A 15,485-nucleotide genomic window follows, 5' to 3' on the forward strand; every position below is an offset into this window, starting at 1 on the left:
CGGCGCTGCGGCTGGAGGCCGAGACCGCGGCGCAGCTGGCGCGGCTGGGGCTGCGGCGGTTCGGTGATCTGGCGGGCCAGCCGCGGGCGGCGCTGGCGCGGCGCTTTGGCAAGGGGCTGGTGCTGCGGCTCGATCAGGCGTTCGGCGCGGTGCCGGAACCTTTGTCGCCGGCCGCGCCGCCGCACCGGTTTGCCGTGCGCATGACCCTGCCGGATCCGATCGGTCTGGAAGCGGACGTGGCGGCCGGGCTCGACCGGCTGTTGCCGCGGCTCTCGGAGCTGTTGCGGGCCAAGGGGCAGGGGGCGCGGACGCTGCGGCTGCAGGCGTTTCGCAGCGATCACACCATGCAGACGCTCGAGGTGCGGCTGGCCCGCGCCTCGGACGATCCCGAGCGGCTGCGGCCCTTGCTGGCGATGAAGCTGAGCGATCTCGACGCCGGCTTCGGCATCGACATGCTGCGGCTCGAGGCGGTGCAGGTCGAGCCCTTGGCCGAGCGCACCCCGGTGGGCCATATCGGCGCCGGCGCGGCGGTGAACGCGCGGCTGGCGGCGAATACCGCGCTCGACGATCTGATCGGGCGAATCGGCGCCCGGGTCGGCATGGAGGCGATCACCCGCCGTCACCCCGGCGACAGCCATATCCCGGAAAAGACCGAGCTGGTGCTGGCCGCCGCCTGGTCCGAGCCGGCCGCCGCCTGGGGGTCGCCGGCGCGGCCCCGGCCGCTGCTGCTCTGGCGGCCGGAACCGGTGCAGGCGCCGGATGTACCGCGCCCGCCGGCGCGGTTTCGCTGGCGCGGCCGCGACCTGCGGCTGGCGGCGGCGCAGGGCCCCGAACGGATCGCGCCGGAATGGTGGCTCGACGATCCCGACTGGCGCTCTGGCCAGCGCGACTACTGGCAGGTGACCTGCGCCGAGGGCGACCGGCTCTGGCTGTTCTATGCCCATGGCGGGGCGATGTCCTCGGGGTGGTTCTGCCAGGGGAGTTTTGCCTGATCCGCGGGCGCCCGGGTCACAGATCGCGCGCGCCGGAGCGAGGCCGCTTGATTTGCGCCGCAAAGCGCGCATCTTATCAGGGATGAACAGTTTTTCCCCGATGCCCGGTGCTGGTTCGGAGGTGGTGGCCTTTCACCGCACCGAGCTTGGCGTGATCCTGTCGCTCTACGGCCGCATGGTGGCTGCCGGCGAATGGCGCGACTACGGCATTTCCCACCTGCGCGACGTGGCGGTGTTCTCGGTGTTTCGCCGGACGGCGGAGCACCCTCTCTACCGGATCGAGAAGCGGCCGAGGTTGCGCAACCGGCAGGGGATGTATGCGGTGATCGGCATGGACGGGCAGGTGCTCAAGCGCGGGCACGAGCTGCGCGCTGTGTTGCGGGTGCTGGAACGCAAGCTGATCCGCGCGGTGGAGTGAGGCGGGGCGGTGGGTTGGAAACCCACCCTACGGTCAGGCGCTGCGCAGCCCGGAACAAGGGCACAGCCCGCCGGGCCAGCGGCTGCCCGCCCGGACGGGCTGCCGCTTTGGCTGCTGCGGGCGGTGCCATTTGAGGTTCTACGGGCTTTGCTGGGATAAACTGCCATTCAGCACCGTCAGAGCGGCATCCCGCGGGCAGCCGCCGGCCCGGCTCCCGTTCGCTCCAAGGATCAAGGAAAATCGTCAAGACGTAGTCCTTTACCGCCGCCGCGCGCTTGATGCCTCCGCGAGGCAATCCCGGCCCGGAACAAGGGCACAGCCCGCCGGGGCCAGCGGCTGCCCGCCCGGACGGGCTCCCGCTTTGGCTGCTGCGGGCGGTGCCATTTGAGGATTTACGGACTTTGCCGGAATAAACTGCCATTCAGAACCGTCAGAGCGGCATCCCGCGGGCCGCCGCTGGCCCGGCTCCCGCAACCGTTCGATCTTGTCACACCCGGACCAAGGAAGCGGCGCAGCGATCTGAGGCCAACCGCTGCCGCGGCTCCCGCGAGCCCGGCTCACACCACCGGTGGCCGCGGGTCCAGCGCCATCAGCCCGTCGACCCACGCCAGCTGTTGCGGCAGGCAGACCGTGCGCAGGTCATATTCCGCCACCACCTTCTCCCGCGCCTTGTGCCGCAGATGTGCTTGCAGCTCGGCATCGTCGAGCAGGGTGCAGACCTGAGCTACCAGCGCCGCGCGGTCGAAGAAATCCACCAGCAGCCCGGTCTCGCCATTGCTCAGCACCTCGCGCACCGGCTCGGTGTCGCTGGCCACGATCGGCGCGCCGGCGCTCATCGCCTCGAGCAGCGACCAGCTCAGCACGAAGGGATAGGTCAGGTAGACATGCGCCCGGCTCACCCGCATGAACGACAGGAAGGTGCCATAGGGCACCCGGCCGAGGAAATGCACCCGCGCCCAGTCGGCATCGGGGATCTGGCTGCGGACTTCGTCGATGAACACCTGCTTCCAGGTCTGGCCGTCCGGCGCCTTGGCGCCATAGCTCACCTGGTCGCCACCGATCAGCACCACCTGCGCCTTTGGCCGTCGCTTCAGCAACTCGGGCAGGGCGCGCATGAAAATGTGATAGCCGCGATAGGGCTCGAGATTGCGGTTGATGAAGGTGATCACCTCGTCGGCGCGGGTCACCTCGCCGCCGCCTGGCAGGGCCAGCCGGGCGGCCCCGTCAGCGGTAACATGGTCGGTGTCGATGCCGTCATGCACCACCGAGATCCGCTCGCGCATCGGGGCGGGAAAGGTATCGGCCTGAAAGGCGGTGGGGCTGATGCCGGCGTCGCCCACCTCGAAATGCAGCCGGTTGTTGAGGTTCTTCATCCGCAGCCGCAGGGTGTCGGCCTCTGGCGCATTGCCGGTGAACTCGGGGTCGAAGCCCACGAAAGGGTAGTCGGCGGTGTGATAGAGCTCGCAATAGAGCCCCAGCCGCGCCTCGGGCCAGACATCCTTGAGAAACAGGCTCTCGCCCCAGCCGTGATGGGCGAGGATCACATCCGGCTCGAAGCCGCGGGCCTTGAGTGCCCGGGCGGCGCGATAGCAGGACTGGCCGCGGATGAACTTGGTCTCGAAATCACCGAGCCAGGGATGCAGCCCCTGCGCCGGCTTGCCCTGGTACTTGTAGGGCACGATGGTCACCCCCTGCCACTTGCTGACCTTGTCGACCTTTGGGGTGAGCGCCACCACCTGGTCGCCGCGCGCGGCGAGCGCTGGGGCGAGATGCTTGTACTGGCCGGGAAAATTCTGATGAATCAGGAGATACTTGGTCACGGGAAACGCACGCTGCTCTTGTCTTTCGCCGGAGTATGGCGGGCAGGGGCGCAAAAGAAAAGGACCGCGCGGGTCGCCCCGCGCGGTCCTCTCGATCAGTCGCTGTCAGCGCTCAGCCCTGACGGGCCTTGAACCGCCGCTGCGTCTTGTTGATCACATAGACGCGGCCTTTGCGGCGCACAACGCGGCAATCGCGGTGGCGATTCTTGAGCGAGCGGAGCGAATTCTTGACTTTCATGTCCGTCTCTCCTTCTACGCGGCGCGAGGCGTGCGCCTGGGTTGCAGTTCTGCCCGGCCCCCAAGGGGATGAGCGGTGATATGGTGGGCGATACTGGGATCGAACCAGTGACCCCTTCGATGTCAACGAAGTGCTCTACCGCTGAGCTAATCGCCCGGAAAACTCCGAACCGGCCAGGAGCCCCAAATCAATGGGGCGCGGAACCCCGCGCCAGTGGCGGGGTCTATAAATAGGAACCGAGGGGGGATCAAGGGCTTTTGATGCGGAAAAAAATCGGACTATGATTATTCCTGCATCCGATGGAGAGCTGCGTGCCGAAATTCGCCTTTCACCTGACCCGGCCAGAGCGCCCTGCCACGCCGGTCGTTTTCGCGTCGCCGCACTCCGGGCGGGATTACCCCTGGTCGTTCCTGCGCCGGACCGTGCTCGACGAACATGTGATCCGAACCTCCGAAGATGCCTATGTAGACAGGCTTTTCGAGTGCGCACCGCAGTTCGGCGCGGCCTTTCTCAAGGCCGGCGCGCCGCGCGCCTTCATCGATCTCAACCGCTCGGCCGACGAGCTTGATCCGGCGTTGATCGAGGGCGCGCGCAAGCCCGGACACAATCCACGGGTGACCTCCGGCCTCGGGGTGATTCCCCGCGTCGTGGCTGGCGGCCGGGCGATTTACCGCGGCAAGCTGTCGCTCACCGAGGCGGAAACCCGAATCGAAAAGTACTGGCGGCCCTATCATGGCCAGTTGCAGCAGCTGCTGACCGAGGCGCATGAGCTGTTTGGCGAAGCGATTCTGGTGGATTGCCACTCGATGCCGCATGAGGCGCTTGATCCGATCGCGCGGTCGGGTGCGCGCCGGCCCGAGGTGGTGATCGGCGACCGGTTCGGCGCTTCGGCCAGCGAGGCGGTGGTCGACCGGATCGAGACCGCCTTTCTCAACGCCGGGCTCTGCGTGGTGCGCAACGCGCCATTTGCCGGCGCCTATATCACTCAGCACTACGGCCGGCCCTCGCGCGGACAGCACGCGGTGCAGATCGAGATCGACCGCTCGATCTACATGAACGAGCACGCGATCCGGCCGAATGCGAATTTCCAGGCGTTTCGGAATGTGCTGCGCGGTGTGGTCGCCGAAATTGCGATGATCGGCGGGCAGGAGCTGCCGATGGCGGCGGAGTAGAGGGCGCGGTAGAGGCGTCGGGACCCGGCTGCGACGGTTCACGGCCGGGAACAGGGCCGCCGGTCTCTCGGCGTTTGCCAAACGCCCGCCGACAGCACTTTGCATGCAACGTGCGACAGGCCAGCGGCTGCCCGCCCCGTCGCACCAAAGGTGCGCCGATTTGGGTGGCACGCCTCTGGCGTGACGGGCTGCCGCGCTGGCGGCTGAGGGCGCGTAGGTCAGAGGGTCTACGGGTTTTGCCGGCATAAAGTGAACCACACACTTGTTGCAGCGACACCCCGCGGGCAGCCGCTGGCCCGGCTCACCGCAAGGCGCGCCCCTTGAGGATCGCTTCCGGCCCGAATCGCGCCCGTATCGCATCCGTCGCGCGCTCCGCCCCGGCGCGGCGCGCGGCGTTGGGGTCGAGCAGATCGGCCGACCGGTCCGCCTCGGCCGCCGGCACCAGATGCGACAGGCCGCAGCCGATCAGCCGGTAAGGCCCCTTGTCGCCCACCGCATCGAACATCCCGCGGGCACAGCGATAGATCGTGTCGGCCATCTGAGTGGCATCGCGCAATGACTGCCGGCGCGACAGGGTGTGGAAATTCGCCTGCTTCAGCTTCAGCGTCACCACCAGCCCCGCCTTGTCCTTGGCCTTGGCGCGGTCGGCGACCTTTTCGGCCAGCCGCCAGAGGTGACCGTCAAGCAGATCGGGATCGGAGGTGTTCTCGCCGAAGGTGGTCTCGTTCGAGATCGACTTGACCGGCGCATTGGCCGAGACCCGACGGCGATCCTGCCCCCGCGCCAGATGCCAGAGCCGCGTCCCCATCGAGCCGAAGCGCGCCTGCAGGTCACGCTCGTCCCAGCGCCGCAGGTCATCGAAGGTGCGGATGCCGGCGCGCTCGAGCGAGGCCTGAGCGGCCTGGCCGACGCCCCAGATCATCCGCACCGGCTTGCCGGCAAGGAACGCCTCGGTCTCGGCCCGTCCGATCACCGAGAACCCGTGCGGCTTGTCGAGGTCGCTGGCGATCTTGGCGAGGAACTTGTTGTGCGACAGCCCGATCGAGCCGGTCACGCCCAGCTCGAGCCGCATCCGCCGCACCAGTCGCGCCAGCATCACCGCCGGCGGATGGCCGTGCAGCCGCGCGGTGCCGCTGAGGTCGAGAAACGCCTCGTCGAGCGACAGCGGCTCGACCACCGGGGTGAGCTCGTCCATCATCGCCCGGATCGCGCGAGAGACCTCGACATAGGCGCTGATCCGCGGCTTGATCACCACCGCGTCGGGGCAGAGCTTGAGCGCCTTGAACATCGGCATCGCCGAACGCACGCCGCGGATCCGCGCCACGTAGCAGGCGGTCGAGACCACGCCGCGCCGGCCGCCGCCGATGATCACCGGCTTGTGTGCGAGCGTGGGATCGTCGCGTTTCTCGACGCTGGCGTAGAACGCATCGCAATCCATATGGGCGATGGTGAGGTCCATGAGTTCCTCATGCGCCACCACGCGCCGCGAGCGGCAGGCCGGGCAGGCGGTGCCGCTGTCAAAATCGTGAAGGCAGTCGCGGCAAAGGGATGTCATGAGGGACCTGAGCAGAAAGCGCCCTATATATACGGCAGGGAGCCCGTCAGAGCGAGAGGCATCAATGGAGAATTCGCAGTTTGCAGGAACCAAGCTGGCCCTGTTCATCGGCGGCAAGCTGCTGGTGATCCGGCGCGACGACAAGCCCGACATTCCCTGGCCGAACCATCTTGATCTGCCGGGCGGCGGACGCGAGAACGGTGAGACCGCCGCCGATTGCGTGCTGCGCGAAACCCGCGAGGAAGTGGGCCTGCGGCTCGATCCCGGGCAGCTGGTCTATGAGACCGCCTACGACCGGCCGATCGGGCCGATGGTGTTCTTTGCCGCCCATGTCTCGCCCGAGGCCGCACGCGAAATCGTCTTTGGCAACGAGGGGCAGGGCTGGATGCTGATGTCGCCCGAGGAATTTGCCAATCACCCCGAGGCGGTGCCGCATTTCCGCGACCAGGTTGCGAAGTACCTTGGCACCGGCTGACAGGGACCTATGGTTGGGCGGTGCAGGCACGCGCCTGCGCCGGATTGGAGAGACACGGATGCCATCAGACCCCGCCGCAAGGTGCATCGCCGTCATCGGCATGGGGCCGCGCGGGCTGGGCGCGCTCGAGGCGCTGGCTACGCGCTGGCCAGAGACGGCGGGGGTGCTCGGGGTCGATGTCTTCGAGGCCGATGCGGTGCCCGGGGCCGGGCCGAATTTCGACCCCGACGAGACCCCGCTCTGCCTGCTCAACACACCGCTGCGCGACATCGACATACCGCCGCCGGCGTTCTCGCATGTGGGCAGTTTCGACATGCGGCTCGACGCGCCCGCGGACCCCGACAGTTTCCCCACCCGGGCCGAGATCGGCCGGTATCTGCAAGAGCGGTTCGAGGATCTGAGCGCTTTCGCCCGCTTCGACCTGCGCCTGATCCCGGCGCGCGTCGAGCGGCTGCAGGCCGGTGACAGCGGCTGGGAGCTTGTCGGCGACCGGGGCAGTCACGGACCCTATGCGGCGGTGCTGCTTGCCACCGGACAGCCCCCCGTGGCCGCCGATGACCAATGGGCGCGCTGGCAGGGCCATGTGGCGCGCGGCATGGGCGAGCTGGCGCAGGCCTATCCGGCAAAACAGCTGATCGCCGCGGCAGAGGGCTGGCAGGGCCGCACGGTGGCGATCCGCGGCATGGGGCTTTCGGCCTTCGACGTGCTGCGGGCGCTGACGGTGGCGCAGGGCGGGGCGTTTTTCGACGGCCAGTACCTGCCCTCGGGACGCGAGCCGGCGCGCATCCTGCCGTTCTCGCTGGATGGCATGCCGCCCTATCCCAAGCCCGAGACCGGCGCGCTGGACGCGCGCTTCGCCGCCAAGGTCGCCGAGACGCGGATTTTCGATGCCGCCATGGCCGAGGCGAGCCAGTCGACGCCCTACACCGCGCGGCGGCTGATCAATGCGGCCCTGATCACGCCGGTGACGCGCATCCTGCGCGAGGCTGGCGAGGAGGAAGAGGCGGCACGGGTGGCCGACTGGCTGGAGGCCGAATGGGACGCGCCCGGCAGCCAGGAGACCACCGGCCCGGTCGATACCCTGCGCCACGGCATTGCCATGGCCGAGGGGGCCACGGTGCCCTCGATCGGCTATGCCGTGGGTCAGGTCTGGCGGCGCTGGCAGAACCACCTGCGCGCCGGCTTCAACCCCGTCAGCCCGCCGGGCGAGACCTCCGAGCTGATCGTCGGGTTCGACGAGGGGCTCAAGCGCTATTCCTATGGCCCGCCGATCGGGTCGGCGCGCGAATGGCTGGCGCTGGCGGATGCCGGGCTGGTCGACATGCGGCTGGCGATCGATCCGGCCTTTGCGCTGAGCGAGACCGGCTGGGAGATGACCTGCGGCGCCGAGGAGGCGCAGGTCGACGTGATGATCGACGCGGTGCTGCCGGACCCTGACATTTCCATCGTCACCGCGCCGCTGATCCGGTCCTTGCGGGACGCGGGCGTGATGGTGCCGGTGGCCGAGGGCCTTGGGGCGCAGACCCTCTCTGACGGTGCGCTGGTGGGGGCGGAGGGCGCCGCGCAGGAGGGGCTCTGCCTTTTGGGACGGTTGGCGCTTGGCAGCGTGATCGCGGCGGATTCGCTGCACGATTGCCTTGGCGCGGCGGCAGACCGCTGGGCGGAAGGGGTGATCGATGTGCTGCTGGGCGAGACCGAAGAGGTTTGCGACCTGGCGCGTTGAGAGCATGCGCGGACGGTTTGGCCGGCGTGGACAGAGCCGGGCGCGTTAACAGAGGCCGCAGGCCTCCGCGCATCGTCATGCCAAAGGCATGCCTTTGGCATGACGCCGCCCCCAGGGGCGGCGATTTGGCTGCCACAAGCATTACGGTCTGAGGTTCTACGAGATTTGCACGATGAACTGCCTGACAGTACCGTCGGACCGCCGCTCCGCGGCCCTGCGATGCGCGACCGGGGGTGTTCAAGGGCTCCCCCACCAACGCGCCGCTACCCGTAAAGCGCCAGCATCTCGTTGAGATCGGCCAGGGTGTTGGCCTCCGACACCGGCTTATCCTTGCGCCAGCGCAGCATGCGCGGGAACCGCAGGGCCACGCCGGACTTGTGGCGCGACGAGGCCTGTATCCCCTCGAAGGCGATCTCGAAGACATGCACCGGCTTGACCTGTCGCACCGGCCCGAACTTCTGCAGCGTGTTGCGCCGGACCCAGGCGGTGATCTCGCGGAACTCGGCATCGGTGAGGCCGGAATAGGCCTTGGTGAAGGGCGTCAGCTCCTCACCGTTCCAGACCGCGAAAGTGTAGTCGGTGAACAGGTTGGCGCGCCGCCCGCTGCCCGATTGCGCATAGATCATCACCGCGTCGATGGTCAGCGGGTCGACCTTCCATTTCCACCAGTCACCGCGCTTGCGCCCCGCGAGGTAGGGGCTGTCGCGGCGCTTGATCATCAGCCCCTCGACCTGGTGCTGACGCGATTGCAACCGGACCTCGGCCAGCGCCGCCCAGCTGTCGAACGCCACCTCCCGAGACAGCCGCACCGGCGCCTCCTCCGGCACCTCGGCCAGCAGTTCGACCAACCGGTCGCGCCGCGCCTCGAAGGGCACCTGACGCAGGTCCGCCCCCTCGGCCTCGAGCAGATCGTAGGCCATGAACACCACCGGCGCCTCGCGCAGCACCCGGGCCGGCACCTTCTTGAGACCAATCCGCTTTTGCAGCGCGTTGAATCCTAAAGGCGCGTCCTCCGCAAAGGCCAGCAACTCGCCGTCGAGCACCGTGCCGTCGGGCAGGAAATCCGCCAGCTGTGCGAGCTCCGGGAAGCGCTCGGTCATCAGCTCTTCGCCGCGCGACCAGACGTGATGGCTCCCGCCGCGGCGGATGAACTGGCCGCGGATGCCATCCCACTTGCGCTCTGCGTGCCAGTCAGCCGGATCGCCCAGATCGGCGGGATCGTCGACCGGGTGCGCCAGGTAGAACGGGTAGGGGCGCGACAGGTCGGCGCTTGGGTCCTCGGCCTCGATCAGTGCCTCCCAGCTGGTGGTCTCGGGCGTCCAGTTGCCCATCAGCTTGTGGGTCAGGACCGCCTCGTCCTGACCGGTCGAGATCGCCAGCGCCCGGGTCATCAGCTTGGCGCTGACGCCCATGCGAAAGCCGCCGGTGAGCAGCTTGTTGAAGAGGAAACGTTCCTGCGTGGCGAGGCTGTCCCAGGCGGCAATGACGGCGGTCTTGCGCGCTGCTTCCTCGAGCGTGGCCAGCTCCTTGACCGTGGCGATCCAGTGGCTGAGGCTCTGGTCGCGCGCCTGGCCGGGCTCTGGCAGCACCAGGCTGATGGTCTCGGCCAGGTCGCCGACCACGTGATAGCTGTCCTCGAAGAGCCAGGTCGGCAGTCCGGACACCTCGGCGGCCCATTCGCGCAGCCGGGTCGAGGTGACCGCGCGTTTCGGACGCCGCCCGGTAAAAAGCGCGATGGTCCAGAGCCGGTCCTCGGGATCCGCCTGGCCCAGGTAGTCCGCCAGCGCCGCGACCTTGACGGTGGTCTTGGTGCTTTCGTCGATGCGGGCGAAGAGGGCGGCGAAATCCTTCATGCCGCCCCCTCGCCATCGTCGCCGCTGTATTCGGTCGAGACCACATGCGCATCATAGCCCTGCTCGGCGAGCCAGCGCTGGAACGACGCGGTGTAGCCATGGGTGACGAAGACCTTCTCGGCGCCGGTGGCCTTGATCGCGGCGTTCAGCCCGGCCCAGTCGGCATGGTCCGAGACCACGAAGCCCCGGTCGGTGCCGCGCCGCCGCCGCACCCCGCGCAGCGCCATCCAGCCGGAGGCAAAGGCGCTCGCGGCCTTCGGGAACCGCCGCATCCAGTTGTGCGCCGTGCTGCCCGGCGTGGCGATGATCAGCGCGCCGGGGTGGGTCTTGGCCGAGACCGCCTCGGTGATCCGCACCGTCTCCGGCAGGGCGATGCCCTGGGCGCGCAGCACCTCGTTGGTGTTTTCCACCGCGGTGCCGGTGAGCAGCGGGCCGATGCCGGTGTCGAGCAGGCGCATCAGCCGCTGCGCCTTGCCCAGTGCATAGGCGGTGATGATCGAGGGCCGGCCCTCGGCGGCATTGGCGGCCCACCAGGCGTTGACCTGGCGGGCGAGCTCGTCCTGCGGGGTCCATTTGAAGATCGGCAGGCCGAAGGTGCTCTCGGTGATGAAGGCATGGCAGGGCACCGGCTCGAAGGCCTCTGAGAGGCCATCGTCGACGGTCTTGTAATCGCCCGAGGCGACCCAGACCTCGCCCTTGACCGCGACGCGGATCTGCGCCGAACCCGGGACATGGCCGGCGGGGTGAAAGGAGACCGTGGCATCGCCGATCTGGCGGCTCGCGCCGTATTGGATGGTCTCGATCCGCGCCTCTTCGCCCAGCCGGTGGCGCATCACCGGGGCGCTGGCCTCGGTGGCGAGGTAGTGGCCCATCTCGGGGCGGGCGTGGTCGGAATGGCCGTGGGTGATCAGCGCGCGGGGAACCGGGCGCCAGGGGTCGATGTGGAAATCGCCCGCGGGGCAGTAGATGCCGCTGTCGGTGAAGGTGAGAACCTCGGCCATCCCTCTGTTATAGGGCGGCGCGGGGCGCGGGAAAGGCGGCTGTTGCTTGGGGTGCCGGCGGGGATTGGGGGCTCTGCCCCCCGGCCTTTGGCCGCCCCCCGGAGGTTTATCCGGCAAGATGAAATGGGAGCGGGGTGGCAGTCACCGGCCGGAACGTGAAAGGCCCGCCGGTGCTGGCGGGCCCCTGTAGGGTGGGTTTGCAACCCACCGTGGCTCAGAGCTTTTCGGTCAGCTCCGGCACGGCGGTGAAGAGATCGGCGACCAGGCCGTAATCGGCCACCTGGAATATCGGCGCCTCTTCGTCCTTGTTGATCGCGACGATGATCTTGGAGTCCTTCATCCCCGCAAGGTGCTGGATCGCGCCGGAAATGCCGACCGCGATGTAGAGGTCAGGCGCGACCACCTTGCCGGTCTGGCCGACCTGCCAGTCGTTCGGGGCGTAGCCGGAATCGACCGCGGCGCGCGAGGCACCGACAGCGGCGCCGAGCTTGTCGGCGAGGGCTTCGATGATCCTGAAGTCCTCCTCCGAGCCGACACCACGGCCCCCGGAGACCACGACAAGCGCCGAGGTCAGCTCCGGGCGGTCGCTCTCGGCCAGCTTGTCCTCGATCCATTCCGACAGGCCGGGGTTTTCGGCGGCGCCGATGGTCTCGATGGCGGCGGCGCCCTGTTCGCCGGCGGCGTCGAAGGTCGAGGTGCGGATCGAGATCACCTTCTTGGCGTCGGAGGATTTCACCGTCTGCAGGGCGTTGCCGGCGTAGATCGGGCGCTCGAAGGTCTGGGCATCGATGACGCCCGAGACATCCGAGATCACCATCACGTCGAGCAGGGCTGCGACCCGTGGCAGGACGTTTTTCGCATCGGTCGTGGCCGGGGCAACGATATGTTCATAATCGCCTGCCAGGCTGACGATCAGCGCGGCAGTGGATTCCGCCAGACGGTGGCCGAGCGAGGCATCCTCGGCGACCAGAACCTTGGAAACGCCGTCGATCTTGGCGGCCTCTTCACCTGCGGCCGCGGCATGGCCGCCGGCACAGAGCACGGTCACGTCACCCAGCGAGGCGGTGGCGGCGACGGTCTTGGCGGTGGCGTCGAGGCTCAGTTCGCCATCATTGACTTCGGCAAGAAGGAGTACAGCCATTACACAGCCCCCGCAGCTTTGAGTTTCTCGATCAGCTCGTCGACCGAGCCCACCATTTCGCCGGCGGCGCGGGCCGGCGGCTCTGCGGTCTTGATCACCTCGAGACGCGGCGTGACGTCGACGCCGTAATCCTCGGGCGTCTTTTCCTCGAGCGGCTTCTTCTTGGCCTTCATGATGTTGGGTAGCGAGGCATAGCGCGGCTCGTTGAGGCGCAGGTCCACGGTGACCACGGCAGGCATCTTGACCGAGATGGTCTGCAACCCGCCGTCGACCTCGCGGGTGACTTTCGCTGTGTCGCCGTCGATGTCGACCTCGGAGGCGAAGGTCGCCTGCGACCAGCCCAGCAGTGCGGCGGTCATCTGGCCGGTGGCGTTCATGTCGTTGTCGATCGCCTGCTTGCCGCAGATCACCAGACCAGGCTGCTCCTGCTCGACGATGCCCTTGAGGATCTTGGCGACGGTCAGCGGCTCGATATCGGTGTGCACGTCATCGGCGGCCACCACGAGGATCGCGCGATCGGCGCCCATGGCCAGCGCGGTGCGCAGGGTTTCCTGCGCTTGCTTCACGCCGACCGAGACGGCGATGATCTCTTCGACCTTGCCGGCTTCCTTGAGGCGGATCGCCTCTTCGACGGCGATCTCGTCGAACGGGTTCATCGACATCTTGACGTTGGCCAGATCGACACCGCTGCCATCCGCTTTGACGCGGACCTTCACGTTGTAGTCGATCACGCGTTTGACGGGTACGAGGACCTTCATCTGCGCAACTCTCCTCTTGGTTTTCGCCCCATGCGGGACGAGTCAGAAATTCTGTCTGCGGTTGTTGATAAAGGCTGGTTTCCGGCGGCAACAGGCCAAAATCGTCACGCTAGCGCTAAAGGACGCCGCGTTTCGCGAACGCCTGCCGCCTATTGGCGCCAATCGAAGAAGCCGGGGCCGGCGCGGTCGAGCAGACGGCGGCCCATGTCGCGACCAAGTGCCGCGCCATCGGCGATCGGGGCCTCGCCGGCGTCGGTCAGGGTTTCCGAGCCATCGGGCCGGAGAATCTCGCCGCGCAGGCGCAGTGTGGTGCCGGAGAGTTCCGCGAGGCCGGCAATCGGCGTCTCGCAGGAGCCGTCGAGCGCGGCGAGAAAGGCGCGCTCGGCCGCAAGGCGCTGGGCGGTCTGCCGGTCGTGGATCGGTTCGAGCAGGGCGGCTGTGGCGCTGTCATCCGCGCGGCGTTCGATGCCGATGGCGCCCTGAGCCACGGCGGGCAGCATGTCCTCGGCGGCGATGGGACGGGCCGGGACCTCGCCCAGCATGCCGAGACGGGTCAGCCCGGCCATGGCGAGGAAGGTGCAGGAGGCCACGCCATCCTCGAGCTTGCGCAGCCGGGTCTGCACGTTGCCGCGGAATTGCACCACCTCGAGATCGGGACGACGGTTGAGCAGCTGCGCGCGGCGGCGCAGCGAGGAGGTGCCGACCACCGCGCCCTCCGGCAGATCGGCGATCCCGCCGAGCCCGGGCGAGATGAAGGCATCGCGCACGTCCTCGCGCGGCAGATAGCAGTCGAGCACCAGCCCTGCGGGCTGGGCGACCGGCATGTCCTTCATCGAATGCACCGCGATGTCGATGGTGCCCGAAAGCAGCGCCTCCTCGATCTCCTTGGTGAAAAGCCCCTTGCCGCCGAGTTCCTTGAGCGGCGTATCGGTGGCGATCAGCGCTCGGTCGTCGCCGGTGGTCTTGATCACCACGATGGCAAAGGCGGCCTCTGGCAGATCGAAAGCGGCGCAGATCCGGGCGCGGGTCTCATGGGCCTGGGCCAGCGCGAGGGGCGAGCCACGGGTGCCGATCTTGAGCGGCGCGTCGGGGGAGGGGAGGGCATTTGTCATGGGCCGACTGTCTAGCCGTGGCAGCACAGCGTGACAAGCGGCTGGCTTGACATCGCGCCATTGGCAGGAGACCAACCGCGAAGCCAAGACGGAGACCGGCATGACCCAAGCAAAGAAGACCATCCTGCGCGCGCTGGCGGGCGAGACGCTGCCGACCCCGCCGATCTGGATGATGCGGCAGGCCGGGCGCTACCTGCCGGAATACCGTGCCACCCGCGCGCAGGCCGGCGATTTCCTGTCGCTGTGTTACAACCCCGAGCTGGCGGCAGAGGTGACCCTGCAGCCGATCCGGCGCTATGGCTTTGATGCCGCGATCCTGTTTGCCGATATCCTGCTGGTGCCGCAGGCGCTGGGGGCTGACCTGTGGTTCGTCACCGGCGAGGGGCCGCGGCTATCGACGATCACCGAGCAGCGCGATTTCGATGCGCTGAAGCCGGCCTCGGAGGTGCATGAGACGCTGTCGCCGATCTATGAGACGGTGCGCCTTCTGGGGCGCGAGCTGCCTGAGGAGACCACGCTGATCGGTTTTGCCGGCGCGCCCTGGACGGTGGCGACCTACATGATCGCCGGCCGCGGAACGCCGGACCAAGGCCCGGCGCATGCGCTCAGGGACGAGAACCGGGCGCTCTTCGAGGCGCTGCTGGAGCGGATCACCGAAGCCACCATCCTGTACCTGTCGGCGCAGATCGAGGCCGGGGCGGAGGTGGTGAAACTGTTCGACAGCTGGGCCGGCTCGCTCAAAGGCCGCGACTTCGACCGCTATGCGCTGGCCCCGGCCAAGCGGATCATCGCGGCGCTGAAGGACAAGCATCCCGGCGTGCCGGTGATCGCCTTTCCGCGCGAGGCGGGCGAGAAATACGTGGGCTTCCACAAGGCCACCGGCGCCGATTGCGTGGCGCTCGACAATTCGGTCGATGCGGCTTGGGCGGCGGAGCATGTGCAGGTGGATGGCTGCGTGCAGGGCAACCTCACCTCGTCGCATATGGTGACCGGTGGGCAGGCCCTGATCGATGAGACCCGGGCGATTGTCGAGGCGTTCCGCAAGGGTCCGCATATCTTCAACCTCGGGCATGGGATCACGCCGGATGCGGATCCGGAGAACGTGGCCTTGATGATCGAGACGGTGCGCGGGAGGTGACCCGCCCGCCCGGACCTGATCCGGGGCCTCTTGGGTAGAGACTGGGCCCAAGGTTGGGCAGGAGGCTAGGCCAGAGGTTGCGCAGGAGG

Annotated in this window: 13 protein-coding genes, 1 tRNA gene and 1 pseudogene; 6 read left to right on the top strand and 9 right to left on the bottom strand. The window is 68.1% G+C overall.

Translation table 11 applies throughout. The features are described from left to right. Together VOI27_RS18080 and VOI27_RS18085 are read left to right on the top strand one after the other, a co-directional pair. Positions 1-992: pseudogene (locus VOI27_RS18080) on the top strand (DNA polymerase Y family protein); the annotation flags it as partial. 82 nt (positions 993-1,074) lie between these two features. Beyond that, positions 1,075-1,410, top strand: a complete 336-nt coding sequence (locus tag VOI27_RS18085) for a DUF2794 domain-containing protein (protein ID WP_323767077.1) — start codon at positions 1,075-1,077, stop codon at positions 1,408-1,410. Positions 1,411-1,967: 557 nt separating this feature from the next. Here the strand turns inward: VOI27_RS18085 and VOI27_RS18090 are convergent. From VOI27_RS18090 to VOI27_RS18100, 3 genes are all read right to left on the bottom strand, one after another. Then, complete coding sequence (locus VOI27_RS18090; protein ID WP_323767079.1) at positions 1,968-3,230, bottom strand: glycosyltransferase; 1,263 nt, start codon at positions 3,228-3,230, stop codon at positions 1,968-1,970. 112 nt (positions 3,231-3,342) lie between these two features. Next, the gene (ykgO, locus tag VOI27_RS18095) at positions 3,343-3,468 is read right to left on the bottom strand and encodes a type B 50S ribosomal protein L36 (protein ID WP_008562923.1); all 126 of its coding nucleotides are present in this window, start codon (positions 3,466-3,468) and stop codon (positions 3,343-3,345) included. Between the two features lie 81 nt (positions 3,469-3,549). Next, positions 3,550-3,624: transfer RNA gene (locus VOI27_RS18100), tRNA-Val, on the bottom strand. 155 nt (positions 3,625-3,779) lie between these two features. On the opposite strand from VOI27_RS18100, the gene VOI27_RS18105 reads away from it, so the two are divergent. Further along, positions 3,780-4,640, top strand: a complete 861-nt coding sequence (locus VOI27_RS18105; protein WP_323767118.1) for an N-formylglutamate amidohydrolase — start codon at positions 3,780-3,782, stop codon at positions 4,638-4,640. Between the two features lie 301 nt (positions 4,641-4,941). On the opposite strand, the gene VOI27_RS18110 is transcribed toward VOI27_RS18105, so the two are convergent. Next, complete coding sequence (locus VOI27_RS18110) at positions 4,942-6,195, bottom strand: DNA polymerase IV (protein ID WP_323767120.1); 1,254 nt, start codon at positions 6,193-6,195, stop codon at positions 4,942-4,944. 64 nt (positions 6,196-6,259) lie between these two features. Between VOI27_RS18110 and VOI27_RS18115 the strand changes: the two genes are divergently transcribed. Together VOI27_RS18115 and VOI27_RS18120 are read left to right on the top strand one after the other, a co-directional pair. Then, complete coding sequence (locus VOI27_RS18115) at positions 6,260-6,670, top strand: NUDIX hydrolase (RefSeq protein ID WP_323767122.1); 411 nt, start codon at positions 6,260-6,262, stop codon at positions 6,668-6,670. Positions 6,671-6,728: 58 nt separating this feature from the next. After that, positions 6,729-8,393, top strand: coding sequence for an FAD/NAD(P)-binding protein (locus VOI27_RS18120; protein WP_323767124.1), 1,665 nt, complete (start codon positions 6,729-6,731; stop codon positions 8,391-8,393). A 263-nt stretch (positions 8,394-8,656) separates the two neighbouring features. Here VOI27_RS18120 and VOI27_RS18125 read toward each other — a convergent pair whose 3' ends face one another. The 5 genes from VOI27_RS18125 to hemC form a co-directional block, all read right to left on the bottom strand. Beyond that, positions 8,657-10,246 (bottom strand): ATP-dependent DNA ligase, encoded by a 1,590-nt coding sequence (locus tag VOI27_RS18125; RefSeq protein ID WP_323767126.1) that lies wholly within the window; start codon positions 10,244-10,246, stop codon positions 8,657-8,659. Beyond that, on the bottom strand, positions 10,243-11,247 hold the full coding sequence (locus VOI27_RS18130; RefSeq protein ID WP_323767127.1) for a ligase-associated DNA damage response exonuclease: 1,005 nt from the start codon (positions 11,245-11,247) through the stop codon (positions 10,243-10,245). Before VOI27_RS18130 ends, VOI27_RS18125 begins: the two co-directional genes overlap by 4 nt. Before the next feature lie 214 nt (positions 11,248-11,461). Further along, the gene (locus tag VOI27_RS18135; protein WP_323767129.1) at positions 11,462-12,388 is read right to left on the bottom strand and encodes an electron transfer flavoprotein subunit alpha/FixB family protein; all 927 of its coding nucleotides are present in this window, start codon (positions 12,386-12,388) and stop codon (positions 11,462-11,464) included. Continuing rightward, positions 12,388-13,146: an electron transfer flavoprotein subunit beta/FixA family protein gene (locus VOI27_RS18140; RefSeq protein ID WP_323767131.1), complete on the bottom strand. Its 759-nt coding sequence runs from the start codon at positions 13,144-13,146 to the stop codon at positions 12,388-12,390. Before VOI27_RS18140 ends, VOI27_RS18135 begins: the two co-directional genes overlap by 1 nt. A 149-nt stretch (positions 13,147-13,295) precedes the next feature. Continuing rightward, positions 13,296-14,258 (bottom strand): hydroxymethylbilane synthase, encoded by a 963-nt coding sequence (hemC, locus tag VOI27_RS18145; RefSeq protein WP_323767133.1) that lies wholly within the window; start codon positions 14,256-14,258, stop codon positions 13,296-13,298. 100 nt (positions 14,259-14,358) lie between these two features. Between hemC and hemE the strand changes: the two genes are divergently transcribed. Beyond that, positions 14,359-15,396: a uroporphyrinogen decarboxylase gene (gene hemE, locus VOI27_RS18150; RefSeq protein WP_323767135.1), complete on the top strand. Its 1,038-nt coding sequence runs from the start codon at positions 14,359-14,361 to the stop codon at positions 15,394-15,396. The last annotated feature ends 89 nt before the right edge of the window (positions 15,397-15,485 follow it).

The sequence above is a fragment of the Marinovum sp. genome (assembly GCF_034669705.1).
GTDB lineage: Bacteria > Pseudomonadota > Alphaproteobacteria > Rhodobacterales > Rhodobacteraceae > Marinovum.

Coding starts and splice junctions, on each gene's coding strand:
- VOI27_RS18125 (WP_323767126.1), bottom strand. CDS start 10,246: ATGAAGGATTTCGCCGCCCTCTTCGCCCGCATCGACGAAAGCACCAAG.
- VOI27_RS18115 (WP_323767122.1), top strand. CDS start 6,260: ATGGAGAATTCGCAGTTTGCAGGAACCAAGCTGGCCCTGTTCATCGGC.
- VOI27_RS18085 (WP_323767077.1), top strand. CDS start 1,075: ATGAACAGTTTTTCCCCGATGCCCGGTGCTGGTTCGGAGGTGGTGGCC.
- VOI27_RS18110 (WP_323767120.1), bottom strand. CDS start 6,195: ATGACATCCCTTTGCCGCGACTGCCTTCACGATTTTGACAGCGGCACC.
- hemE (WP_323767135.1), top strand. CDS start 14,359: ATGACCCAAGCAAAGAAGACCATCCTGCGCGCGCTGGCGGGCGAGACG.
- hemC (WP_323767133.1), bottom strand. CDS start 14,258: ATGACAAATGCCCTCCCCTCCCCCGACGCGCCGCTCAAGATCGGCACC.
- VOI27_RS18135 (WP_323767129.1), bottom strand. CDS start 12,388: ATGGCTGTACTCCTTCTTGCCGAAGTCAATGATGGCGAACTGAGCCTC.
- VOI27_RS18130 (WP_323767127.1), bottom strand. CDS start 11,247: ATGGCCGAGGTTCTCACCTTCACCGACAGCGGCATCTACTGCCCCGCG.
- VOI27_RS18140 (WP_323767131.1), bottom strand. CDS start 13,146: ATGAAGGTCCTCGTACCCGTCAAACGCGTGATCGACTACAACGTGAAG.
- VOI27_RS18120 (WP_323767124.1), top strand. CDS start 6,729: ATGCCATCAGACCCCGCCGCAAGGTGCATCGCCGTCATCGGCATGGGG.
- ykgO (WP_008562923.1), bottom strand. CDS start 3,468: ATGAAAGTCAAGAATTCGCTCCGCTCGCTCAAGAATCGCCACCGCGAT.